This is a genomic window from Microbacterium sp. No. 7, assembly GCF_001314225.1.
GTDB lineage: Bacteria > Actinomycetota > Actinomycetes > Actinomycetales > Microbacteriaceae > Microbacterium.
Window position 1 is genome coordinate 3,204,810 of record NZ_CP012697.1, and the last position, 23,573, is coordinate 3,228,382.

General features: G+C 72.7%; 20 protein-coding genes and 1 pseudogene. 5 read left to right on the forward strand and 16 right to left on the reverse strand.

The window, feature by feature from the left end; translation table 11 throughout:
* Positions 1 to 11 precede the first annotated feature (11 nt).
* From AOA12_RS14940 to prmC, 3 genes and pseudogenes are all read right to left on the reverse strand, one after another.
* Positions 12 to 1,193, reverse strand: a complete 1,182-nt coding sequence (locus AOA12_RS14940; protein ID WP_054684445.1) for an MraY family glycosyltransferase — start codon at positions 1,191 to 1,193, stop codon at positions 12 to 14.
* A 158-nt stretch (positions 1,194 to 1,351) separates the two neighbouring features.
* Positions 1,352 to 2,020 (reverse strand): annotated as a pseudogene (locus AOA12_RS14945) (L-threonylcarbamoyladenylate synthase); the annotation flags it as partial.
* A 43-nt stretch (positions 2,021 to 2,063) separates the two neighbouring features.
* Positions 2,064 to 2,948, reverse strand: a complete 885-nt coding sequence (gene prmC / locus AOA12_RS14950; protein ID WP_054684448.1) for a peptide chain release factor N(5)-glutamine methyltransferase — start codon at positions 2,946 to 2,948, stop codon at positions 2,064 to 2,066.
* 129 nt (positions 2,949 to 3,077) lie between these two features.
* Between prmC and cysK the strand changes: the two genes are divergently transcribed.
* Positions 3,078 to 4,016 (forward strand): cysteine synthase A, encoded by a 939-nt coding sequence (gene cysK, locus AOA12_RS14955; RefSeq protein ID WP_054684453.1) that lies wholly within the window; start codon positions 3,078 to 3,080, stop codon positions 4,014 to 4,016.
* Between the two features lie 21 nt (positions 4,017 to 4,037).
* Positions 4,038 to 4,616: a serine O-acetyltransferase EpsC gene (gene epsC, locus AOA12_RS14960; protein WP_054684455.1), complete on the forward strand. Its 579-nt coding sequence runs from the start codon at positions 4,038 to 4,040 to the stop codon at positions 4,614 to 4,616.
* Positions 4,617 to 5,244: 628 nt separating this feature from the next.
* On the opposite strand, the gene AOA12_RS14965 is transcribed toward epsC, so the two are convergent.
* From AOA12_RS14965 to AOA12_RS14980, 4 genes are read right to left on the reverse strand one after another with little or no spacing between them, the layout of a single operon-like run.
* Positions 5,245 to 6,258, reverse strand: a complete 1,014-nt coding sequence (locus tag AOA12_RS14965; protein ID WP_054684458.1) for a hypothetical protein — start codon at positions 6,256 to 6,258, stop codon at positions 5,245 to 5,247.
* A complete protein-coding gene (locus AOA12_RS14970; RefSeq protein ID WP_054684462.1) occupies positions 6,237 to 7,400 on the reverse strand; it encodes an ATP-binding protein in 1,164 nt (387 codons plus the stop codon). Before AOA12_RS14970 ends, AOA12_RS14965 begins: the two co-directional genes overlap by 22 nt.
* Positions 7,400 to 8,029, reverse strand: a complete 630-nt coding sequence (locus AOA12_RS14975) for a response regulator transcription factor (RefSeq protein WP_054684464.1) — start codon at positions 8,027 to 8,029, stop codon at positions 7,400 to 7,402. Before AOA12_RS14975 ends, AOA12_RS14970 begins: the two co-directional genes overlap by 1 nt.
* 51 nt (positions 8,030 to 8,080) lie before the next feature.
* On the reverse strand, positions 8,081 to 8,488 hold the full coding sequence (locus AOA12_RS14980) for a hypothetical protein (RefSeq protein WP_054684468.1): 408 nt from the start codon (positions 8,486 to 8,488) through the stop codon (positions 8,081 to 8,083).
* A 467-nt stretch (positions 8,489 to 8,955) separates the two neighbouring features.
* Between AOA12_RS14980 and AOA12_RS14985 the strand changes: the two genes are divergently transcribed.
* Positions 8,956 to 10,149, forward strand: a complete 1,194-nt coding sequence (locus AOA12_RS14985; RefSeq protein ID WP_156366520.1) for a hypothetical protein — start codon at positions 8,956 to 8,958, stop codon at positions 10,147 to 10,149.
* A 115-nt stretch (positions 10,150 to 10,264) separates the two neighbouring features.
* Here the strand turns inward: AOA12_RS14985 and prfA are convergent, their stop codons facing one another.
* From prfA to AOA12_RS15015, 6 genes are all read right to left on the reverse strand, one after another.
* Positions 10,265 to 11,344 (reverse strand): peptide chain release factor 1, encoded by a 1,080-nt coding sequence (gene prfA / locus AOA12_RS14990; RefSeq protein ID WP_054684475.1) that lies wholly within the window; start codon positions 11,342 to 11,344, stop codon positions 10,265 to 10,267.
* 5 nt (positions 11,345 to 11,349) lie between these two features.
* Positions 11,350 to 13,560 (reverse strand): transcription termination factor Rho, encoded by a 2,211-nt coding sequence (gene rho, locus AOA12_RS14995; RefSeq protein WP_054684477.1) that lies wholly within the window; start codon positions 13,558 to 13,560, stop codon positions 11,350 to 11,352.
* A gap of 157 nt (positions 13,561 to 13,717) precedes the next feature.
* Entirely contained in the window at positions 13,718 to 14,668 is a 951-nt protein-coding gene (gene thrB, locus AOA12_RS15000) for a homoserine kinase (protein ID WP_054684480.1), read from the reverse strand.
* Positions 14,669 to 14,670: 2 nt separating this feature from the next.
* Positions 14,671 to 16,002 (reverse strand): homoserine dehydrogenase, encoded by a 1,332-nt coding sequence (locus AOA12_RS15005; protein WP_054684483.1) that lies wholly within the window; start codon positions 16,000 to 16,002, stop codon positions 14,671 to 14,673.
* Positions 15,999 to 17,432 (reverse strand): diaminopimelate decarboxylase, encoded by a 1,434-nt coding sequence (gene lysA, locus AOA12_RS15010; protein WP_054684486.1) that lies wholly within the window; start codon positions 17,430 to 17,432, stop codon positions 15,999 to 16,001. The genes AOA12_RS15005 and lysA overlap by 4 nt, the downstream gene beginning before the upstream one ends.
* A gap of 61 nt (positions 17,433 to 17,493) precedes the next feature.
* On the reverse strand, positions 17,494 to 18,117 hold the full coding sequence (locus AOA12_RS15015; RefSeq protein WP_054684489.1) for a TetR/AcrR family transcriptional regulator: 624 nt from the start codon (positions 18,115 to 18,117) through the stop codon (positions 17,494 to 17,496).
* A gap of 108 nt (positions 18,118 to 18,225) precedes the next feature.
* Between AOA12_RS15015 and AOA12_RS15020 the strand changes: the two genes are divergently transcribed.
* Positions 18,226 to 19,242: a zinc-dependent alcohol dehydrogenase gene (locus tag AOA12_RS15020; protein WP_054684490.1), complete on the forward strand. Its 1,017-nt coding sequence runs from the start codon at positions 18,226 to 18,228 to the stop codon at positions 19,240 to 19,242.
* Between the two features lie 71 nt (positions 19,243 to 19,313).
* The gene (locus AOA12_RS15025) at positions 19,314 to 19,925 is read left to right on the forward strand and encodes an NADPH-dependent F420 reductase (protein WP_054684494.1); all 612 of its coding nucleotides are present in this window, start codon (positions 19,314 to 19,316) and stop codon (positions 19,923 to 19,925) included.
* An 85-nt stretch (positions 19,926 to 20,010) separates the two neighbouring features.
* Here AOA12_RS15025 and AOA12_RS15030 read toward each other — a convergent pair whose 3' ends face one another.
* From AOA12_RS15030 to AOA12_RS15040, 3 genes are read right to left on the reverse strand one after another with little or no spacing between them, the layout of a single operon-like run.
* A complete protein-coding gene (locus AOA12_RS15030; protein WP_054684497.1) occupies positions 20,011 to 21,432 on the reverse strand; it encodes an aldehyde dehydrogenase family protein in 1,422 nt (473 codons plus the stop codon).
* Positions 21,433 to 21,483: 51 nt separating this feature from the next.
* A complete protein-coding gene (locus AOA12_RS15035) occupies positions 21,484 to 22,581 on the reverse strand; it encodes a zinc-binding dehydrogenase (RefSeq protein WP_054684500.1) in 1,098 nt (365 codons plus the stop codon).
* A 2-nt stretch (positions 22,582 to 22,583) separates the two neighbouring features.
* Positions 22,584 to 23,573 (reverse strand): alpha/beta hydrolase fold domain-containing protein, encoded by a 990-nt coding sequence (locus AOA12_RS15040; protein WP_054684502.1) that lies wholly within the window; start codon positions 23,571 to 23,573, stop codon positions 22,584 to 22,586.

Below are 23,573 nucleotides of genomic sequence, written 5' to 3' on the forward strand. Positions count from 1 at the left end.
CACGGTGCGGTTCACGGTGCGGTGGGGGCGTTCTTCGCGGCGGGCCGGCGGCGGGTGCCGGGCGTCGTGGGCAGCACCGTCACGATCACGCACGCGATGCCGCCGACGAGCAGATAGAGCACGCCGGCCCAGTACTGGCCGGCCCAGTCGCGGGTCGTGCCAAGGTACATCAGCAGCACGCCGAGGCCGACGATCGCCGCCCAGGCGTAGAAGACGAGCACGGCCTCGCGATCGGTGTGCCCCATGTCGAGCATGCGATGGTGCAGGTGCTCGCGGTCGGGAGAGAAGGGCGACTTGCCGCGCGCGAGGCGCCGCACGACCGCCATCCCGAAGTCGAGCAGGGGCAGCAGCACGACCACCACCGGCAGGAGGATCGGCAGGAACGCGCCGAGCAGCTGGGAGCGGCCGAAGACGTCGTTGTCGCCGAGCATGCGCGGGTCGAGGCTGCCGGTGAGGCGCACGGCGGCCGTCGCCATGAGCAGGCCGATCATGAGGGCGCCCGCGTCGCCCATGAACATGCGGGCGGGGTTCCAGTTGAACGGCAGGAATCCGAGGCACACGGCCACGAGCACGATCGCGAGGAACGCCGCGAGGTTCGAGTAGCTGCTCGAGCCCTGGTCGCGCACGACCATGTAGGCGTACGCGAAGAAGATCGAGTTCGCGATCAGCGCGACGCCCGCGACGAGGCCGTCGAGGCCGTCGATGAAGTTGATCGCGTTCATCACGACGACGATCGCGAGCACGCTCAGCGCGAAGCTCTGCCAGCTCGAGACGACGACGAGCTGGCCGACGGGAAGCGCGAAGATCTGGATGCCGCCGAAGCCGACCACGATGCCGGCGGCGAGGAACTGCGCGCCGAGCTTGATCATCCAGTCGAGGTCCCAGACGTCGTCGGCGACGCCGACGAGCACGATCAGCAGCACGGCGCCCAGCACGGCCCAGATCTGCGTCGGGTCCGACCAGAGCACGGCGAAGAAGGGCAGCTCCAGCGAGAGCCAGTACGACAGGGCGAAGGCCGCCAGCACGCCGAGGAACATCGCGATGCCGCCGAGCCGCGGCGTCGGCACCGTGTGCACGTCGCGCTCGCGGATCGCGGGGTACAGCTTGTGGCGCAGCGCCACCCGCCAGACGATCCAGGTGAACGCGAGCGTGAGCGCCGCGGTCACCAGGAGGACGAGCAGGTAGCTCTTCACGCGCCCGTCCGGTGCGCGTCTTCTTCCGGCGGCGCGTCGCCCTGCGGCTCGTCCCGCGGCGCCTCGCCCTGCGGTCCGGCGTCCGGCGGCGCGGCATCCGTCGTCGCCGCGTCCGGCGCTTCCGCGTCCGGCGCTCCGGCCTCGGGCGTGCCCGGCTGCGGGTCGTCGGAGAGCAGGAGGTCGCCGAGCACCCCGCGCAGCGCGTCGCGCGAGATCGTGCCGTCGCGCAGCACGCGCACGCCGCGGCGCGGCGCGACGCACAGGCCGGTCGCGTCGACGATGGTCGACGCGACGCCCGTCGTCGAGGGCCCGCCGTCGAGGTACACCGCGACGCTGTCGCCCAGCATCCGCAGCGCGTCGTCGACGGTGATCGCCGCGTCGCGCCCGGTCAGGTTGGCGCTCGACACGGCCATGGGCCCGCACTCCTCGAGCAGCTCGAGGGCGAGGGGCTCCGCGGGCATCCGCACCGCGACCGTCCCCCGCGTCTCCCCGAGGTCCCACGACAGCGACGGCTGCGCCGGCAGCACGATCGTCAGCCCGCCCGGCCAGAACGCCTCGACGAGCCGCTCGACCTCCTCGGGCACCTCGGCGACGAGCGCGCGCAGCGTCGTGATCCCCGCGACGAGCACGGGCGGCGGCTGCTGCCGTCCGCGTCCCTTGGCCGCCAGCAGCCGTGCGACGGCGGCCGCGCTGAACGCGTCGGCCGCGACGCCGTAGACCGTGTCGGTGGGCATGACGATGAGCTCGCCGCGGCCGATCGCCTGGCGCGCCTGACGCATGCCGGTCAGCAGCTGCGCCTGATCGCGGCAATCGAAGACAGAGGACATCCGTCCCAGTCTACGTGCGCCGCACGTCCGCCGCCGTGCGGCGTCAGGCGCGCAGCGCGGTCGTCGCGCGGTCGCGCCCCGTGAGGTCGGGATGCGTCGCCGCGGCGCGCCACCCGTCGGCCTGCAGCAGCGCGCGGATCGGCGCGCCCTGCCATTCGCCGTGCTCGATCACGAGCGTCCCGCCCGCGCGCAGCAGGCGCCTGCCCACGACCGACAGCACGCGCACGACGTCGAGCCCGTCCTCCCCGCCGTAGAGGGCCGCGGGCGGATCCCAGTCGCGCACCTCGGGATCGCGCGGGATCGCGCCGTCGGGGACGTAGGGCGGGTTGGAGGCGAGCACCGACACGGTGCCGTCGAGCTCCGCGAACGCGTCGGCGAGGTCGACGAGCTCCACCCGCACGTTGTCCGCCCCGATCTCGGCGACGTTGCGCCGCGCCCACGCGTACGCCTGCGCGGACCTCTCGACCGCGAACACGCGCGCGTGCGGCACCTCGGTCGCCATCGCGAGGGCGATCGCCCCCGAGCCCGTGCCCAGGTCGACCGCCACGGGAGCGGCGTCGGGCACCGCGCGCAGCGCGTCGATCGCGAGCTGCGCGACGATCTCGGTCTCGGGCCGCGGCACGAACACGCCCGGCCCCACGCGCAGCTCGAGATGCCGGAACGGGGCGACGCCCGTGAGGTGCTGCAGCGGCTCGCGCCGCGCGCGCCGTCGCACGAGCCCGTCGAAGGCCGCGACCGCCGCGTGCTCCGGCGCCGCGTCGCCGCGGAACGCGGCGGCGGCCAGCTCGCCGCGCGAGAGCCCGAAGACGTGCGCGGCGAGGGTCTCGGCATCCGCGTCGGGGCTGGGGACGCCCGCTCGGGCGAGCGTCGTCGCGGCCGCGCGCAGGAGCTCGGCGAGCGTCGCGGGCGAATCGTTGCATGCGGTCATGGCGAAGCTCCACCCTACTCCGGCCCCCGCGTGACGAAACGTCATCTTCCGTCACGGGGCGCAGCCGCTCACCTAGGCTGAGGGGCGATTCTCGTAACACCGCGAGTCCACCCCGCACGAAAGGCCATCATGCCCGGAATCCACTCCGACATCACGAGCGCGTTCGGCAACACTCCCCTCGTCCGGCTCAACCGGGTCGCCGAGGGACTGCCCGGCACGGTGCTCGCCAAGCTCGAGTTCTTCAACCCCGGCTCCAGCGTCAAGGACCGCATCGGCATCGCGATCATCGACGCGGCCGAGGCCGCCGGCGCGCTGAAGCCCGGCGGCACGATCGTCGAGGGCACGAGCGGCAACACCGGCATCGCCCTGGCGCTCGTCGGCGCCGCGCGCGGCTACAAGGTCGTGCTGACGATGCCCTCATCGATGTCGCTCGAGCGCCGTCAGCTGCTCAAGCGCTTCGGCGCCGAGCTGGTCCTCACCGACCCCGCGGGCGGCATGAAGGCCGCCGTCGCCAAGGCGGAGGAGATCGTCGCGGAGACCCCCGGTGCCATCCTCGCGAGCCAGTTCGCGAACGCGGCGAACCCCGAGATCCACCGCAAGACGACCGCCGAGGAGATCTGGCGCGACACCGACGGCAATGTCGACGTCTTCGTCGCCGGCATCGGCACGGGCGGCACCATCACCGGTGTCGGCCAGGTGCTCAAGCAGCGCAACCCCGACGTCAAGGTCGTCGCCGTCGAGCCGTCGGCGTCGCCGCTGCTGTCGACCGGCACCCCCGGCCCCGCCAAGATCCAGGGCATCGGCCCCAACTTCGTGCCCCCGATCCTCGACACCGAGGTCTTCGACGAGATCGTGACCGTCGAGTTCGACGACGCGATCGACACGGCGCGCTCGCTGGGCGCCCAGGAGGGCCTGCTCGTCGGCATCTCGTCGGGCGCCGCCGTGTGGGCGGCCCTGCAGATCGCCGCACGCGAGGAGAACGCGGGCAAGAACATCGTCGTGATCGTCCCCGACACCGGCGAGCGCTACCTGTCGACGGCGCTGTTCGACGACCTGCGCGAGGACTGACACCACACCGAGGAGAGACGGATGCCGCGACCCCAGGCGTTCGAGCGACTGCGAGAAGACCTCGTGGCCGCCAAGCTGCGCGACCCCGCCGCCCGCAGCACGATCGAGATCGCGCTGCTGTACCCCGGCCTGCACGCCGTGTGGTCGCACCGGCTCGCGCACGCCCTGTGGGTCCGCGGCATCCGTCTTCCCGCCCGGGCGCTGTCGCAGCTCACGCGATGGCTCACGGGGATCGAGATCCACCCCGGCGCCACGATCGGCCGCCGCTTCTTCATCGACCACGGCATGGGCGTCGTGATCGGCGAGACGGCCGAGGTGGGCGACGACGTCATGCTGTACCACGGCGTGACCCTCGGCGGCCGCACCCGCGACGCCGGCAAGCGCCACCCCACGCTCGGCGACGGCGTCGCCGTGGGCGCGGGCGCGAAGATCCTCGGGCCGATCGTCATCGGCGCGGGCTCGGCGATCGGCGCGAACGCCGTCGTCACGCACGACGCGCCCGAGGACTCGGTGCTCACGGGCGTTCCGGCCAAGGTGCGCAAGCGCGCCGGCAGCGAGGACACCCGCGCACTGCTCACGACCCCCGAGTACTACATCTGACCGCGACGCGGCCACCCCCGCCCCTCAGGTACTCACGGCAGAGCCCCCACCCCGCTGGTCGATACGCTCGCGGCGCAGCCGCGAGCGTATCGAGACCCTCCTAACGGTCCGTTACACGGGTTTCGATACGCCGCCTCCGGCGGCTACTCAACCAGCGGGGGTGCGGGGCCGAGCGTGCGGATGCGTCCACTCCCGCTGGTCGAGTGCTCGCGGCGAAGCCGCGAGCGTATCGAGACCCTACTAACGGTCCGCTACATGGGTTTCGATACGCCGCCTCCGGCGGCTACTCAACCAGCGGGGGTGCGGGGCCGAGCGTGTGGATGCGTCCCGTCCCGCTGGTCGAGTGCTCGCGGCAGAGCCGCGAGCGTATCGAGACCCTCCTAACGGACCGTTACACGGGTTTCGATACGCCGCCTCCGGCGGCTACTCAACCAGCGGGGATGAGTGGGGCGCGGGTATGGGTTGCGGGTGCGTCCACTCCCGCTGGTCGAGTGCTCGCGGCGGAGCCGCGAGTGTATCGAGACCCTACCCACGGACCGTTAGATGGGTTTCGATACGCCGCCTCCGGCGGCTACTCAACCAGCGGGGTGAGGTGTGCGGACCGGTTGCGAGGGTGCGGGCGATGTCGTCAGCGTGAGTGCCCGAGCGGTGCGCCGTCGGCGTCGAACTCGAACCGTTCGAGCGAGCCCGGGCCTTCGAGGAGGACGGTCGCCGCGGCATCCCGGGAGCGCGGGAGGAAGCGGATCGTCGCCTTCGTGACGTCCTCCCGCCCGAGGAGGCCGACGAGCGGGTCCGCCAGCCCGTCGAGCATGACGGCGGCGACCGGCTCGCCCGAGCCGATCACACGGACGTTCACGCCGCGCCGCCGGGCTTCCGCGACGGCGGCGCGGAAGCCCGGATGACGGGGCATGTCGCCGCGGATGAGCTCCCGCACCTCCTCCTCCGTGCGCGCCGCCTCCGCGCGCAGCGCGGCGGTGATCCCCTCCCCCGCGACGATGCGCTGGAGCAGCGGCTCGACGCGCTGGGCGACCTCCCTCGCCGTGCGACGCTCCTCGGCGAGCGCGGCGCGCTCCGCGTCGGCGGCGGCGAGGGCGCCCAGCTCTCGAACGAGCGTCCGTGAGCGACGCGACGCGATGAATCGGGTCACCAGGAAGAGGAACCAGCAGGCGACGAGCGCGGCGAGCGGTTGGAGGACGTGATCGGCGGGGCTGAGCGCCCATCCCGCGAGCATCGAGAACCGGAGCAGGCCCGCCGCGAGCGCGCCCGCGGTCGCGAGCGTGCCGATGACGGGGTGCCCCCTCGGAACGAGCAGCGACAGGGTGAGACAGATCTGCCCGATCGCGCCGCCGCGGATCAGCACGGTCTCGCGCTCGGCGACGATGAGAGCGACCGTGACGGCGGACAGCCCGAGCACGAGCGACAGGCGAGGCGCGGAGAGCCGCCCCGGCCGGCGCGTCGTGACCACGACGCAGTTGGTCATGAGCGTCACGAGGATGAGCCAGTGGGCGGGCCGCCAGTCGGCCAGCGGAGGTGCCAGGCCGGTCACCACCGCCCCGACGAGCACCGCCGTCATCCCGAAGACGAACGTCGGGCGGGCCAGGGGGCGGGAGAGCCCGGCGTCTACGCGTCCGGCCGTGTCCACAGCATCACCACCGCCGTGCCCGTCCTGCCGCTGTCGATCTGCACGCGGCCGCCGTCGAGGTCGCTCATCCGTCCGATGATGCTCTCGCGGACGCCGAAGTGATCGGGCGAGATCGCCTCGAGCCTCAGGCCGGGCCCCTGATCGGCGATGACGACGCGGATCGCACCGCCCGTCACCGTGACGGCACCGCTGCCGCCGCCGGCGTGCCGCACCGCGTTGCGTCCGGCCTCGGCCGCCGCGAGGCCGATCGCGCCGACGGCGTCGGAGGGCACCGTCCCGGGGCCGACGTCGGACGTGACCTTGAGGCCCGGGGCCGCCGTCTCGATCGACCCGAGGATGAGCCGAGCCGCCTCCTCGGCGACGAACTCGGTCATCGCACGCTGTTCGACGGGCGCCTCGCTCTGCCGCAGGCGCTCGAGCGCGGTGCCGGCCATGCCGCGCAGGGCCGCCGACGGCCGGCCGTCGGCACGGATCACGGCGACGAGCGTGGAGATCACGTCGTCGTGCACGATGCGCTTGAACTCGGACAGGCTGTCCCTCGCCTCCCGCACGCTCCGCTCCTCCACGTGCAGGCTCTCGACGACGGTGTGCGCACGACTGAGCGCCTGCAGCTGCGGCCGCAGCACGAGGCAGAGCATGACGTAGATGACGTTCGACGCGTGCACGAACCCGTGGCCGAGGACGAGCAGCGGGATCTCGCCGAGGAAGACGAGCGCGGACAGCGCGGGCGCCGCGGCGAGCAGCAGGGTCATGCCGACGACGAAGGGCAGCCGGACGACGAGCGCCATCGTGCTGAGCACGGGGGCGTCGAGGAGCCAGGGAAGGATGAAGGGCGCGTCCGCGGGCGAGCCGCGCCAGGCGGCGTAGGCGGACACGAGCGCGAGGAGCAGGACGAACGGCTGGATCGCCCAGAAGCCGCGGAGCGTCGCGGGCGGCAGTCCCGACCAGCCGGCGATGCTGGTCAGCTGCAGCACGAGCAGGCCCAGGACCAGCGCGACCCACCACTCGTCGAACGACGGCGCCTCGGCGAGGAAGAGATTCGCGTTGACCAGCGCGATCACGACCGCGCAGACGGTGATGCCGGCGCCGAGCACCCGGTCGACGGGATGCCAGGCGATCGTGAGCACGCGCCGCGCCGCCATCAGGGCTCGACGAGGCCGTCCTCGACCGCGCGACGGTAGAGGTCGACCTTCGTCGGCGCCGCGCGGTCCACGGCGGCGTACTTCGCCCGGATGCGGCGGACGTGCTGGTAGACCGTCTGCACCGAGATGAACAGGGCCTCGGCGACGCGCTCGGACGTCTCCCCCGAGGCGTAGAGCGTCAGCACCTCGCGCTCCCGCGCCGAGAGCCTCGCGCTGACGAACTCCGCGTCGGAGTCGAGCGCGACCGCCCAGTCGATCGACACGGGGACCTGACCGTTCCGCACCGCACGGATCGCGTCGCACAGCCCTCGGAGTTCCTCGGTCTTCATGACGATGCCGTCGACGCCCGCCTGCGCCGCGTCTCGAAGCTGCAGCGGCGACACGGCTGCGGTGTACGCCAGCACGGCGGGCACGACGGGCCGGAGGGTCCGCACGTTCTCCGCGATCGAGGATCCGTCGGCGAGCGAGAGGTCGAGGAGCACGACGTCGATCGACACACCCCACTCGAGCAGCCCGGAGACGGTGGACGCGCTCGCGACGACCTGCATGTCGGGCTGCGTGCTGATCATGTTGGATGTGCCGACGAGGATCGCCGGGTGGTCGTCGACGATGCCGATGCGAATACGCATGAGTCATTCCCGCGCAGAGGATCGAGACGGGCGCGTCGGATCCCCGACGGCTCAGCCGTCCCGCCGGCGCTCGGCGACCTTCTTCTTGAGGAAGACGGCCGGCAGCAGCCAGGTCGCGAGGGCCGTCACGATCCACACGATCACGGGAGCCACGACCCAGTTCCACCACGGGGCGCCGATCGACAGCCCGGCGCTCGGGATGAGCACGACGACGAGCAGCGCGACGAAGGACGACACGATGCCGATGCCGCCGAGCAGTGCCGGCGCGTTGCGCTGGGCGACGCGCGCGAGCCACGGCGCGAGCACGCTCTGCAGCACCGCGAAGATGACGATCGCGAGGACGAACCCCCACGGGTTGCGCCACGAGATCTCGAATCCCGGAAGGATGAGATCGGCCGCGATGAGGCCCACCGCCGCCGACACGATGAAGATCAGGGCGCGGATGAGGAATGTGATCATGCGTGTCTCCTAGTGTCGGGTCTCAGGCTGAGAGCGTATCGCTCCGCGCGTGCCCGCGGAGCGATCTTATGCCCACCCGACAATTCGAATGCGACCGCCGTACGAGCGGGGTACGGGAACTGGTTAACGCGGGGACCCGGATATCGGCGCGACCGCCGGAAATCCGGGGGCGGCGGCATCCGGATCGCCCTGCGAACGTACTGGTCTTGGGAATATCCCGGCCGAAGGGCGAAGCCTAGGCTGGTCGATCGTGCGCGGCCTTTCGGAGCGCTTTTGGGGGCATTTTCCGGTGCGCATCGTGCACGGCGTTTTGGGGACGCCGTGACGCGAATGCGTGCCGTCTTCACGTTCTGTCCTGCCGTGCACAGCACACGCAATATTTCTTACGGATCTGGGGAGAGTCCGCCTGTTCAGGGGTTGGCTGACTTCACGTCGGTAGAGGAAAACGGAGAAATGGGGCAAGATCAATGACTTCAACGCGACCGACAGAACCGAGCTCGGCGCCCGACCCGCGGCGCGAGGTCGCACGACGCACTCTCGTCAAGGGGGCGGCATGGTCCGTCCCCGTGATCATGGCCGCGACGGCCGCGCCGCTGGCCGCGGCGACCGGCCTGGTGACCTACACCAGGACGTGGACGGCCGTCGACACCGAGCCGACGACGTGCAGCTTCGTCCTGCCCGCGGGCGCGAAGGGCATCACCTACGTCGTCCAGGGCGGCGGCGGCGGCATGGGCGGCCTCTCCGACAGGGCAAGGGGCGCCCAGCTCTCCGGCACATTCTCAGACGTGAGCGTGCCGACCGCGATCGCCGTGGTCGCGGGCGGCGGCGGCCGCTGGGGAGGCAACACCGATCCTGCGGCCACGCGGCCGGCCCAGGTCGGCACGGGCGGCAAGGGCTTCGGCAACGGCGGCGACGCCCCGTTGCCCGCCGCGGGAAGCGGCACTCATCCGAACAACCAGGTGTACCCCGGCGGCGGAGGCGGCGCGGGCAGCGCGATCCTGATCAACGGTGCCCCGGCCGTCGTCGCCGGCGGCGGCGGAGGCGGAGGCTCAGCGGGCTCGGGCTACGTGGTCGGACAGGTCAGCCCGCCGAACAGCAATCCCATCAACGGGAACGGGAATGCGGAGAACACCGGCGCCGACTACGAGTGGCGGGTCAAAGCGCTGGACGGCACGACGGTCATCCGCACTCTTACCGGACACGGCGGCACGGGCGGATCCGCCTCCGCGGCGGGCCTCGGCGGAAGCTTCTCGTCCACCGGCTCCGGGTACACCGTCGGTCCCGCCGGCATCTCCGGCAACCCCGGCGGGGGTCCCTCCGCTGGAACCGGCGGAAACGGCGCGAACGGCGTGATCAGCGACCTCACGTCGCTCTTGTCGAACGCGACCCCCAGGCGCAATGCCATCTCCAGCGGCGGCGGGGGCGGCGGTTACTACGGCGGCGGCAGCGGCGGGGCGGTGAAGGGCGCCAAGGACGGATCGGACAGGGGGAACTCCGCCGGCGGCGGGGGCGGCGGCGGCAACTACGTCGCATCCTCGGCCGGAGGCGTTGTCGTCGTCCCGGGCGCCAGCGGATTGGGCCCCAGCGGCTACCCCGATGGGGCCCCGGGCAGCGTCACGATCACGTTCCAGGCCGCCCCCGGCTTCACCTGGACCTGCTGACCGGACCACATCGTCACCCCGCAGCACGGCCGCATGCAGCAGGGGCCTTCGTGCGTGACACGCACGAAGGCCCCTGCTGCATGCGGCCGACGGACGTCCGACGCGCAGGCCGCCGTCAGTCGTCCGCGCCGAGCGCGGCCAGGCGGGCCTCCTCGTCGGCGGAGATGCACGACGCGATGACGGGCTCGAGCGCGCCGTCCATCACCTGGTCGAGGTTGTAGGCCTTGTAGCCCGTGCGGTGGTCGGCGATGCGGTTCTCGGGGAAGTTGTAGGTGCGGATGCGCTCCGAGCGGTCCATGCCGCGGATCTGCGAGCGCCGGGCGTCGGATGCCGCGGCGTCCCGCTCCTCCTGCTGCTTGGCGAGCAGGCGCGCACGCAGCACGCGCATGCCGGCCTCGCGGTTCTGCAGCTGCGACTTCTCGTTCTGCATCGACACCACGATCCCGGTGGGGAGGTGCGTGATGCGCACCGCCGAGTCGGTCGTGTTCACCGACTGCCCGCCGGGGCCCGACGAGCGGAAGACGTCGATCTTCAGGTCGTTCGGGTCGATGTGGATCTCGTCGGGCTCGTCGACCTCGGGGAAGACGAGCACGCCCGTGGTGGAGGTGTGGATGCGGCCCTGCGACTCGGTCGCGGGCACGCGCTGCACACGGTGCACGCCGCCCTCGTACTTGAGGTGCGCCCACACGCCCTGCGCCGGGTCGGACGACGAGCCCTTGATCGCGACCTGCACGTCCTTGTAGCCGCCCAGGTCGCTCTCGCCCCGCTCGAGCAGCTCGGTCTTCCAGCCCTTCGACGCGGCGTACTGCAGGTACATCCGCAGCAGGTCGGCGGCGAACAGCGCCGACTCGGCGCCGCCCTCCCCCGCCTTGATCTCCATGATCACGTCGCGCGCGTCGTCGGGGTCGCGCGGGATGAGCAGGCGCCGCAGCCGCTCCTCGGCCTCGGCGAGCCCCGCCTCGAGCGCCGGCACCTCGTCGGCGAACGCCTCGTCCTCGCGGGCGAGCTCGCGCGCCGCATCCAGATCGTCGCGTGCGGCGGCCCAGGCCTCGTGCGCCGCGACGATGCGCGACAGCTCCGCGTAGCGCCGGTTGACGCGCTTGGCGCGCGCCGCGTCGGCGTGCACCGCGGGATCGGACAGCTCGGCCTGGACCGCGCGGTGCTCGTCGATCAGTCCCTGGACCGACTCGAACACGATGATCAGCGGATGCCGTTGTCGTGGCCGCCGTCGCGCGACGGCGTCGGGATCGACTTCTGCATCTGCACGAGGAACTCGACGTTCGACTGCGTCTCCTTGAGCTTGCCGAGCACGACCTCGAGCGCCTGCTGCGGGTCGAGGCCCGCGAGCGCGCGGCGCAGCTTCCAGGTGATCTTGACCTCGTCGGGCGAGAGCAGCATCTCCTCGCGGCGGGTGCTCGACGCGTTGACGTCGACGGCCGGGAAGATGCGCTTGTCGGCGAGCTGGCGCGACAGGCGCAGCTCGCTGTTGCCGGTGCCCTTGAACTCCTCGAAGATGACCTCGTCCATCTTCGACCCGGTCTCGACGAGCGCGGTGGCGAGGATGGTGAGCGAGCCGCCGTTCTCGATGTTGCGCGCGGCGCCGAAGAAGCGCTTGGGCGGGTAGAGCGCCGAGGCGTCGACGCCGCCGGTCAGCACGCGGCCCGAGGTGGGCGCCGAGATGTTGTAGGCGCGGCCCAGGCGCGTGATCGAGTCGAGCAGCACGACGACGTCGCGGTCGAGCTCGACGAGGCGCTTGGCGCGCTCGATGGCGAGCTCGGCGACGGTCGTGTGGTCCTCGGCCGGACGGTCGAACGTCGACGCGATGACCTCGCCCTTGACGGTGCGCTGCATGTCGGTGACCTCTTCGGGGCGCTCGTCGACGAGCACGACCATGAGGTGCACCTCGGGGTTGTTGATCGCGATCGCGTTCGCGATCTGCTGCAGCACGATCGTCTTGCCGGCCTTGGGCGGCGCGACGATGAGGCCGCGCTGGCCCTTGCCGATGGGCGCGACGAGGTCGATGATGCGCTGCGTGAGCTTCTCGGGCGCGGTCTCCAGGCGCAGGCGCTCCTGCGGGTAGAGGGGCGTGAGCGAGCTGAACTCCACGCGGTTCGCGGCGTCGTCGACGCTCAGGCCGTTGATCGCGTCGACCTTGACGAGCGCGTTGTACTTCTGGCGGCTCGACTGCTCGCCCTCGCGCGGCTGCTTGATGGCGCCGACGACCGCGTCGCCCTTGCGCAGGTTGTACTTCTTCACCTGGCCGAGCGAGACGTAGACGTCCTGCGGCCCGGGCAGGTAGCCGGTCGTGCGCACGAAGGCGTAGTTGTCGAGCACGTCGAGGATGCCGGCGATCGGGATCAGCACGTCGTCGGCGCCGATCTCGGTCTCGAACTCGTCGGCCGTGCCGCCGCCGCGGCGCTTGTTGCGCTGGCGGCTGCGGCCGTTCTGCTGCTGCGCGGGCTGCTGCTCGGCGCCGCGGTCGGCCGTCCTGTCGGCCTGCCGGTCGCCCTGCCTGTCGTCGGCGGGCTGCTCGGCGGGCGCCTCCTCGGCCGGCTTGTCGCCGTTGGTCTCGGGGGCGGCGTCGGCCTTGGCACGACTGCGGCTGCGGCTGCGGCTGCGGCCACGGCCGCGTGCGGGGGCCTCGGCCTCGGCGGGCTGCGCGTCGGCCTGCGGCTCGGCGCCGTCGGCCGCGGGGGCGGCGGCATCCGCGAGCGCGGCGTCCGCGGGCGCGGCGGGGGCGGCCGCGGCCTGCTCCTCGGTCGCGACGGCGGGCTCGACCACGGGGGCCTGCGCCGCGTCGGCGGCCGCGGGCTCGGCGGCGCTCTCCGCGGCCTCGGGGGCGGGGGCGGCCTCGGCCGCAGGGGCGTCCTCGGTCTTGGGCGCGTCGGTGCTCTTCGCCCGGCGCGGCGCGCGCTTGCGCGGCGCCTTGACGGGGGCGGCGGGAGCCTCCTCGACCGGCGCGGCCTCGGCGGGCTGCTCCGCGGCGGGAGCCTGCTCGGCGGCGACCGTGTCGGCCTGCGGCTCCGCGGCTACCGCATCGGCCTGCGGCTCCGCGGCGACGGCGTCGGCCTGCGGCTCGGCGGCCTCGGCGGGCACCTCAGCGGCCTCGGCGGGCGCCTCCACGGCGGGCTCCTCGGCGACGGGCGCCTCGACGGCAGCGGCCTCGTCAGCCGGCGCCTCCTCCTCGGCCACCGGCGCGGCCTCGGCCGCGGGCTCCTCGGCGGCGACGTCCTCAGCGGCCGGCTCGTCGGCGGGCGCCTCCTCGACGGCCGGCTCCTCGACGGCTACGTCCGTCGCGGCGTCGTCGGCACTCGCGTCGACGATGTCGAGCGTCTCGCTCTCGGCGGCCGGAGGGTTCTCGACGCTCTCGGCGTCGGCGTTCTCGATCTGGATCTCGGAGATGGACTCCACGAGTTCTCCCTTGTACACAGGTGGAAAAAGATGCATCCGCACGAGCGCCGTCCACGGCGGGCGCCGGTCTCCCGCTGTGCGCGCGACGTGGCGCGGCGGTGCGGGGCGACTGTGCGAGATCTTGCGAGGTTTCGCAGAATTGCGACGGAGGCCAGACTCACGTGCTCGACGTGGAACCCTCCGGATACTCCCTGACTCTACCACCCTTGACGTCCACGGCGACCATGAGCGGCTCCCACGCCGTGTCGCGCACCGTCGCGGCGAGCTCGACGGCGGCGAGCCGCTGCCCCGGACCGTCGGCGAGCACGAGCACGCTCGGGCCGGCGCCCGAGACGACGGCCGCGAAGCCGTGCGCGCGCAGCAGCCGGATGAGCTCGTCGGTCGCGGGCATGGCCTGCGCGCGGTACGACTGGTGCAGCTTGTCCTCGGTCGCCGCCATCAGCAGCTCGGGGCTCTGGGTCAGGGCCGCGATGAGCAGCGCCGACCGCGACACGTTGAACACGGCGTCCTCGCGGGTCACCTGCAGCGGCGCGAGGGCGCGCGCCTCCGACGTCGACATCGTGAAGTCGGGCACGAATACGAGCGGCGAGACGCCGCGGTGCACGAGCAGCTTCTTGTGCCGCGGCCCCGTGTCCTCCATCCACGCGATCGTGAGCCCGCCGAACAGCGCGGGGGCGACGTTGTCGGGGTGCCCCTCCAGCTCGGTCGCGAGCCGCAGCAGCGTCGACGGGCCGAGCTCGACGTCGCCGGCCAGCAGGCCCTTCGCGGCGAGCAGGCCGGCCGTCACGGCGGCGCCCGACGACCCCATGCCGCGGCCGTGCGGGATGACGTTGTGCGCCTCCAGGTGGATGCCGGGCATCGTGCGGCCGCACGCCTCGAAGGCGTAGGCCATCGAGCGCACGACGAGGTGCGAGGCGTCCCGCGGCACGTCGTCGGCGCCCTCGCCCGTCGCGTGGATCTCGATGCGGTCGTCGCCGAGCGTCGTGACCGACAGCTCGTCGTACACGCTGAGCGCGAGGCCGAGCGTGTCGAAGCCGGGGCCGAGGTTCGCGCTGGTGGCCGGGACGCGCACGGCGACCGTGCGGCCCGGGGCGGGGCGTGCGTGCACGGTCAGTCCCCCTCGACGCGCAGCACCGAGACCACGCGCTCCACGACGTCGCTCGCCTGAAGCCGGTCGACGGTCTCGCTGAGGTCGCGCTCGACGGCGGTGTGCGTGCCGATCACGATGCGCGCGAGGCCGCCCTGGCCGTTCGCCTCGCGCACGACGGTCTGCTCCATCGTCGCGATCGAGACGCGGCCCTCGGCGAGGATGCCGGCGACGATCGCGAGCACACCCGGCTCGTCGGCGACCTCGAGGGTGATCTGGTAGCGCGTCGTGACGACGCCGATCTCGACGACGGGCAGGTTCGCGCGCGTCGACTCGCCGACGCCGACGCCGCCGGCGATGTGCCGGCGCGCGGCCGACACGACGTCGCCGAGCACGGCCGACGCGGTCTGGACGCCGCCGGCGCCCGCGCCGTAGAACATGAGGTTGCCCGCGGCCTCGGCCTGCACGAACACGGCGTTGTTCGCGCCGTGCACGCTCGCGAGCGGGTGCTCGCGCGGCACGAGCGCGGGGTACACGCGCGCCGACACGGCCTCGCCCGCCGGCGACAGCTCGTCGCGGCCGGTGAGCCGCTCGCACACCGCGAGCAGCTTGATGACGTAGCCGGCGTGCCTGGCGGCATCCATGACGCCCTTGTCGATCGCCGTGATGCCCTCGCGGTGCACGGCCTCGATCGGCACGGAGGTGTGGAACGCGAGCGATGCGAGGATCGCGGCCTTCTGCGCCGCGTCGTAGCCCTCGACGTCGGCCGTGGGGTCGGCCTCGGCGTAGCCCAGGCGCTGCGCGTCGGCGAGCACGTCGGCGAAGTCGGATCCCTCGCGGTCCATGCGGTCGAGGATGTAGTTGGTCGTGCCGTTCACGATGCCCATGATGCGGTGCACGCGGTCGCCCGCGAGCGAGTCGCGCAGCGGGCGGATGATGGGGATCGCGCCCGCGACGGCCGCCTCGTAGTGCACCGACGCGCCCACCTGGTCGGCGGCCTCGAACAGCTCGGGGCCGTGCGTGGCGAGCAGCGCCTTGTTGGCGGTGACGACGTCGGCGCCCGCGCCGATGGCCTGCAGGATGAGCGAGCGCGCCGGCTCGATGCCGCCCATGAGCTCGATGACGATGTCGGCGCCCACGACGAGCTTCTCGGCGTCGGCCGTGAGCAGCTCCCGCGGCAGGTCGACGTCGCGCGGCGCGTCGACGTCGCGCACCGCGATGCCCACGAGATCGAGGGCGGCGCCCGCCCGGTCGGCCAGCTCGTCGGCGTGCGTGCGCAGCAGGTTCGCCACCTGCGCTCCCACGGCCCCCGCTCCCAGCAGCGCGACGCGCAGGCGGCGGTAGTCGGCGGTCATCGGTCTCCCTCCGTCGTCTCTGTCGCCGGCGCCGTGCGGGCGCCCGCGACCCCGGCATCCCGGGCCAGCAGATCGTCGATCGTCTCGCCCCGTACGATCACGCGCGCCTCGCCGGCGCGCACGGCGACGACGGGCGGGCGGGGGACGTAGTTGTAGTTGCTCGCGAGCGAGAAGCAGTAGGCCCCGGTCGCGGCGACGGCGACGAGGTCGCCGGGCGTGACGTCGGCGGGCAGGTGGTCGGCGTCGACGACGACATCGCCCGACTCGCAGTGCTTGCCGACCACGCGCGCGAGCGCGGGCGCGGCGGCGCTCGTGCGCGAGACGACGCGGGCCGTGTACTGCGCGCCGTAGAGGGCGGGGCGGGCGTTGTCGCTCATGCCGCCGTCGACGCTCACGTAGAGGCGGGTCAGCTCGTCGCCGACGCGCACGGGCTTGACGGTGCCCACCTCGTACAGCGTGATGCCCGCGCGGCCGACGATCGCGCGGCCGGGCTCGAAGGCGAGGTTCGGCACGGGGATGCCGCGCACCTCGCACTCGCGCGCGACGGCGTCGACGATGGCGGCGGCCAGCTCGGCGATCGGGGTGGGGTCGTCGGCCTCGGTGTAGGCGATGCCGAAGCCGCCGCCCAGGTTGAGCACCGGCACGTCGCCGCCGGCGATCAGCTCGGCGTGCACCTCGACGAGGCGCGAGGCCGACTCGGCGAACCCGGCGGCGCCGAAGATCTGCGAGCCGATGTGGCAGTGCAGGCCGACGAACGCGAGCGACGGCAGCTCGCGGATGCGGGCGACGACGGCGGGCGCGTCGGCGAGCGCGAAGCCGAACTTCTGGTCCTCGTGCGCCGTGGCGAGGAAGTCGTGCGTCTCGGCGTGCACGCCGCTGTTGACCCGCACGAGCACGGGCTGCACGACGCCGCGCCGGTCGGCGATCGCCGCGAGGCGCTCGAGCTCGATGCGGCTGTCGAGCACGATCGAGCCGACGCCGGCATCCACCGCACGCTCCAGCTCGGCGACCGACTTGTTATTGCCGTGCACGCCGATGCGGGCGGGATCGGCGCCCGCCGCGAGCGCGACGGCGAGCTCTCCGCCCGTCGCGACGTCGACGGCGAGCCCCTCGTCCGTGACCCAGCGCACGACCTCGGTGCTGAGGAACGCCTTGCCTGCGTAGTAGACGCGCGCCTGCACGCCGTGGCGCGCCGCGGCGTCGCGGAACGCCGTGAGCACCTCGCGGGCGCGGGCGCGCACGGCCTCCTCGTCGAGCACGTACAGAGGAGTGCCGAAGCGCTCCCGCAGCTCCGTGACGGCGACGCCGGCGACGTGCAGCACGCCGTTGTCGTCGCGGGCGGCGCCCTCCGGCCACACCTGCGGCGCGAGGGCGTTCACGTCGTCCGGAACGGCGCGTGCGGCGGGCGGGGCGTCGGAGGAGACGGACACGGCGGAGCACCAATCGAGCGGAGGCGGGGAACGGGGCGGATCGGACACGCCCCGGCGATCCTCAAAGTCTAGGGCACGGGCTCGCGGGGGCCGTGTCGGCGTGCACGCCGTACAGGATCGTGCGGATGAGCTCGGGCACGTGATGGCGGCGGCGCGTGTCGCCCGTCATCAGCGCGTAGACGAGGGCGCCGATGAGGAGGTCCGCGACCGCGTCGGCGTCGGCGTCGGCGCGCACCTCCGCGCGCGCGGCGGCCGCCGCGATCGTCTGCGCGACGCTCGCGCGCAGCGGGGCGATGAAGCGCTCCTCCGCGCGCGCCGCGGCGGACGCGTCGGATGCCGCGGTCATCGTCAGCGCGCGCAGCAGCGGCGCGATCGCGGGCGCGCTGACCGCGGCGTAGGACGCGTCGAGCCAGATCGTGAGGTCCGCGACGAGATCGCCGCTCGCGACCGCGATGACGAAGGGGATCTCGACGAGCCCGTCGATCACGCAGTCGGCCACGAGCACCGGCTTCGACCCCCACCAGCGGTAGACGGTCTGCTTCCCCACGCCCGCGCGCTGCGCGACGTCGCCGATCGTCAGCCCCTCGTAGCCGACCTCGCGCAGCAGATCGCGCGTCGACGTCAGGATCGCCGTCCGCGACGCCTCGCTGCGCGGACGGCCGCGCCCCGTCTTGACTCCGTCCATCGCGCCCACCCTAGCCGCATCGGCCTCCGCGGCCGGAAGGACCCGCGCTTTTTCGAACCGATACGTCTCGAAAATCGATAGACTGACCGCGACCGAAGGAGATCACCCATGCGTACACTCACGGTGACGGCGCCGGACCGCGCCGAGCTCATCGAGACCGAGCTGCCGGCCGCCGGCCCGCGCGACCTGACCGTCAAGATCAGGGCCTGCGGGATCTGCGGCTCCGACGTGCTCTACGCCCACCTCGGCGGCGTCCCCTCGCGCCCCATGACGACGCCGCTCGGGCACGAGCCCGCGGGCGAGGTCGTCGCCGTCGGCGCCGAGGTCGAGGGCGTGCAGGTCGGCGACCACGTCGTCGTCAACCCGATGGCCAATCGCGACGGGATCATCGGCAACGGCGGCGCGCAGGGCGCGCTCTCCGACGCGATCGTGCTCTTCGACGCGCGGCCCGGAGTGCACTTCCGCGTGATCCCGAAGGACATCCCCTGGGAGGTCGCCGCGCTCAACGAGCCGATGGCGGTCGCCTACCACGGCGTGAACCGATCCGGAGACGTCGCGGGCAAGAAGGTCGTCGTCTTCGGCGCGGGGCCCGTGGGGCTCGGCGCCGCGATCGGCTTCCAGAGCAAGGGGGCGGCGCACGTGACCGTCGTCGACGTCGTGCCGAACCGGCTCGAGAAGGCGCTGCTGGTGGGCGCCGACGCGGTCATCGACTCCTCCCGCGAAGACGTCGCCGAGCGCCTCCGGGAGCTGCACGGCGAGGTGCCCGGCTTCATGGGACAGGGCACGAAGCCCGACACCGACGTCTACTACGACGCCGCCGGCGTCGCGCCGGTCGTGCACACGGCGCTGAGGGCGATGAAGAGCCGCGCCGTGCTCACGATCGTCGCGGTGCACAAGAAGCCGATCGAGATCGACTTCCAGGAGGTGCTCACGACCGAGCCGGACATCCGCTGGTCGATGGGCTACCCCACCGAGATCTTCGAGGTGACCGACTCGATCATCGCCCACGCCGACCGGTACCGGCACATCATCAGCGACCTCGTCCCCTTCGACGACGCCGAGCGCGCGCTCGCGCTGGCCGGCACGCCCGGGGCGACCGACAAGGTCGTCGTCACGTTCGACTGAGCACGCGGCGTTCGCCGAGCCCGCGACCGCCGGCGGCGACGCGCAGACCCCCACAGAAAGCAGGATCACGCATGAGAATCGCATTCATCGGCACCGGTCACGTCGCGGCGGCGCTCGCGCCGCCGCTCGCGGCCGCGGGCCACTCCGTGGTGTTCGGGTCGCGGGACCCCGAGGGCAAGCCCGACCTCGGCCACCCCGTGCTGACCTACGCGGACGCCGTCGCAGGCGCCGACGTGGTCGTCAACGCGAGCCTCGGCCGCGCGTCGCTCGACGTCTTCCGCGCCATCGGCGACGCGCCGCTCGCGGGCAAGGTCCTGCTCGACCTCGGCAACGCGGCCACGGCCGAGTACGACCTCGTCTACCCGGACTCGAGCCTGGCCGAGGCGCTGCAGGAGCTGCTGCCGTCGGCCCGCGTCGTGAAGACGGCGAACACCGCGTTCATCAACCTGATCGCGGACCCGTCGCTCATGCAGGAGAAGGGGCATCTGTTCGTCTCCGGCGACGACGACGCGGCGAAGGAGACCGCGCGCGGGCTGCTCGCCGACCTGGGCTGGACGGGCGACGCGGTCATCGACCTCGGCGGCATCCAGAGCGCGCGCGGCGTCGAGCACTACCACCTGATGATGCTCGCCCTCATCCGGGCGACGGGGAACCCGATGGTGAACATCAAGGTCGTGCACTGACCCGGATCCCTCTCCGTCGCCGACAGCCGTCCGGCGCACCGCGGCACCTTGAAACGCGGTGCGCCGGACGGCTGTTCGGCCCGGGTCAGCCCCGGGCGGTGGCGAGGGCGATGCCCTCGTCGGCGCTCACGCCGACCGGCAGCGAGATCGCCTTGAGATTGCAGAACTCGCGCACGCCCACCTCTCCGAGCTCGTGTCCGAACCCGGAGTTCTTCACGCCGCCGACGGGGATCGCGCTCGATCCGCCCTGCCCCTGGTTCACCGAGACGGCGCCGGTGTCGAGGCGCGCCGCGACCGCGATCGCGCGCTCCACGTCGCGGCCCCACACCGAGCCCGCGAGGCCGTACGGCGAGTCGTTCGCCAGCTCGACCGCGGCGTCGACGTCGGGCACCGAGAAGAACATCGGCACGGGGCCGAAGAACTCCTCGTGGAACACCGGGTTGTCGGGCGTCACGCCGGTGAGGATGGTCGGCTGCACGAACGCGCCGCTCTGCGGCACCGGCTCCCCCACCTCGATCGCCGTGGCACCGTGCGCGACGGCGCGCGCGATCTGCTCCTTGACCGTCTCCGCCTGCGCGATCGACGCCATCGGCGCGATCGTCGTCTCGGCGTCGAAGGGGTCGCCGGGGCGGAGCCCGCTCACGGCCGCCGTGAACTTCTCGAGAAACTCGTCGTAGTTCGGCTCCACGACGATGAACCGCTTCGCCGAGACGCAGATCTGGCCGCCGTTCGAGAAGCGCGCGGGCACGCCCACGGCGACGGCCATGTCGATGTCGGCATCCGGCAGCACGACGAACGGGTCGGATCCGCCGAGCTCCATGACCGACTTGCGCAGCGCCCCGCCCGCGAGCGCCGCGATCCGGGCGCCCGACGCGGCGGAGCCGGTCAGCGTCACGCCGCGCACGCGCGGATCGGCGATGATGCGGCCGACCTGCTCGTGCGTCGCGTACACGTTCTGCCACACGCCCTCGGGCAGGCCCGCCTCGTGCAGCAGGTTCACGATCGCCGCGGCGCACTGCGGCACCGACGAGGCGTGCTTGAGGATGACGACGTTGCCGGCGATCGCGTTGGGCGCGAACCCGCGGATCGCCTGCGAGTACGGCACGTTCCACGGCTCGATCGACATGATGATGCCCTGCGGCTGCGGCACGAGCAGCACCTCGCGGTCGGGCATCGCGCCCTCGATCGGCTGCGCCCGCAGCAGCTCCTCGCCGTGCTCGGCGAGGTACTTCAGGATGCCGCCGGCGCGGTAGACGAGGATGCCGAGCGCCTCGCGGTAGAGCTTGCCCGTCTCGAGGGTGTCGAGACGCGCGAGCTCGTCCTTGCGCTCCATGATGAGGTCCGCGGCGCGGGCGAAGACCGCCGCGCGCTCGCTCACGGGCGTCGCGCTCCACGAGGCGAACGCCTGCTGCGCCCGATCGAGCACCGCGTCGATCTCCTGGTCGGTCGTATAGGGGAACGTCGCGAGCCGCTCGTTGGTGTAGGGGTTGATGGATTCGTAGGCCATCGTGGGTTCTCCTTCAGGTCTGGGTGTGCGGTGACGGGTCTCGCCCGGTGCTCAGAACGTGATCACCGAGCGGGCCACCTCGCCCTTCTTGAGCTCCTCGTAGCCGTCGTTGATCTCCTCGAGGCTGATGGTGCGCGAGACCAGGTCGTCGAGGTTGTAGCGCCCCTGCAGGTAGAGGTCGGCGTAGTAGGGCACGTCGACCTTGAAGTTGGTCGACCCCATCGACACGCCGCGGATGCCCTTCTGGCCGCCGTTGAAGGTCATCAGCGGGTCGATCTCGAGCACCGTGCCCGGCTTCTGCACGCCGATCAGGTAGGCGGTGCCATCCTTCGTGAGCATGTCGAGCGCCTGCTTGGCCGTCGGGGCCAGGCCGATGACCTCGAACGCGGCGTCGACGCCGCCGCCCGTCAGCTCGCGCACCCTCTCGACGGGGTCGCCGTCGGCGGGGTTCACCAGATCGGTGGCGCCGAACCTCTTCGCGAGCTCCAGCTTGGCGGGCTGCAGGTCGATCGCGATGATGCGCCGCGCACCGGCCAGCACGGCGCCCTGGATGACGCTGAGGCCCACGCCGCCGCAGCCGATGACGGCGACGTTGTCGCCCGCCTGCAGCGCGGCGCTCTTGAGAGCGGCGCCGGCGCCGGTCACGACGCCGCAGCCGAGCAGCGCGGCGCGGTCGAACGGGATCTCGGGGCTCACCGCGACGAGGTTGTTCTCGTGCGTGATCGAGAACTCCGCGAAGCCGCCGAGGTCGAAGAACTGCGTGACCGGCTGGCCCTCGGGCGTCGTGATGCGCGGCGCCTGGTCGCGGCCGCGACGCGCCTCCTCGGGGTGCCGGCAGGCGTACAGCTTGCCCTTGCGGCAGCGGTCGCAGTGACCGCAGTGCGTGACGAGGCAGCCGACCACGTGGTCGCCCACCGCGAACTCGGTGACGTCGGGGCCGACGGCGGCGACGACGCCGGCCACCTCGTGTCCCAGCACCGCGGGCATCGGCGCCTGGTGCGCGCTCTGCGCGATGCTCATGTCGGTCTGGCACAGACCCACGGCCTTGACCTGCACGAGCACCTCGCGGCCGGCGGGCTCGGCGAGCTCGATCTCCCGGATGACGAAGGGCTCTCCGACCTTCTCGAGAACTGCTGCTTTCGACTTCATTGTCAGGATTCCCCGTTCTGTGTGGCGGCGGTCAGGCCGATCTTTCGCTTCAGCCAGTCGCGTCGAGCGCTGACCATGGAGGCCGTCAGCTTCGCTGCCGGCACGTGCAGGTCGAAGGCGTGGTAGCCGCCGGGCCACACGTGCAGCTCGCAGTCACCGCCGTCGGACCAGAGCTGGGTCGCATAGGCGACGTCCTCGTCGCGGAACACCTCCGCGCTCCCGACCTCCAGGTACGTCGGGGGCAGTCCCGAGAGGTCGGTCGCGCGCGCCGGCGCCGCGTAGGCGGGCAGGTCGGGGCTGCGGCGCAGCTCGCCGAGGTAGGCGTCCCAGCCGGTGTCGTTGCTGCCGCGGTCCCACCGGCCGTAGCCCTCGTACTGGTAGCTCGAGACCGTGTCGTTGCGGTCGTCGAGCATCGGGTAGATGAGCAGCTGGCCGGCGAGCGCCGGGCCGCCCTCGTCGCGGGCGCGGAGGGCCGCCGCCGCCGCGAGCCCGCCGCCGGCGCTCGCGCCGGCGAGCACGAGCCGCGCCGCGTCGAAGCCCAGCTCCTCGGCGTGCGCGGCCGTCCAGGCCAGGCCGGCCGAGACGTCGTCGAGGGCGGCGGGGTAGCGCTCGTCGGGCGCGAGCCGGTACTCCGGCGTCACGAAGACGACGTCGAACGTCTCGATCCAGTCGAGCACCGGCGCGATGCCGAAGAACCGGTCGCCGAGGATCAGGCCGCCGCCGTGGACGAAGTAGATCGCCCCGCCGCCCGGCACGTGGTCGGTGCGGCGGAGGATCGACAGCGTCACGTCCGGCGCGCCGTCCCGGCCGGGGACCGTCCGGTCGACGAGCTCGATCGGACGGTCGCCGATGACGGCGGCGGGGTCGGCGGCCATGTACGGCCGGATCATCCCGATCATCTCGGGGGTGATGGTGGTCGGTCCCGCGGGCGCCGCTTCGAGCGCCGCGGCCAGCTCCGGGTCGAATGCCGGAGACGAAATGTGCGAGGTCAT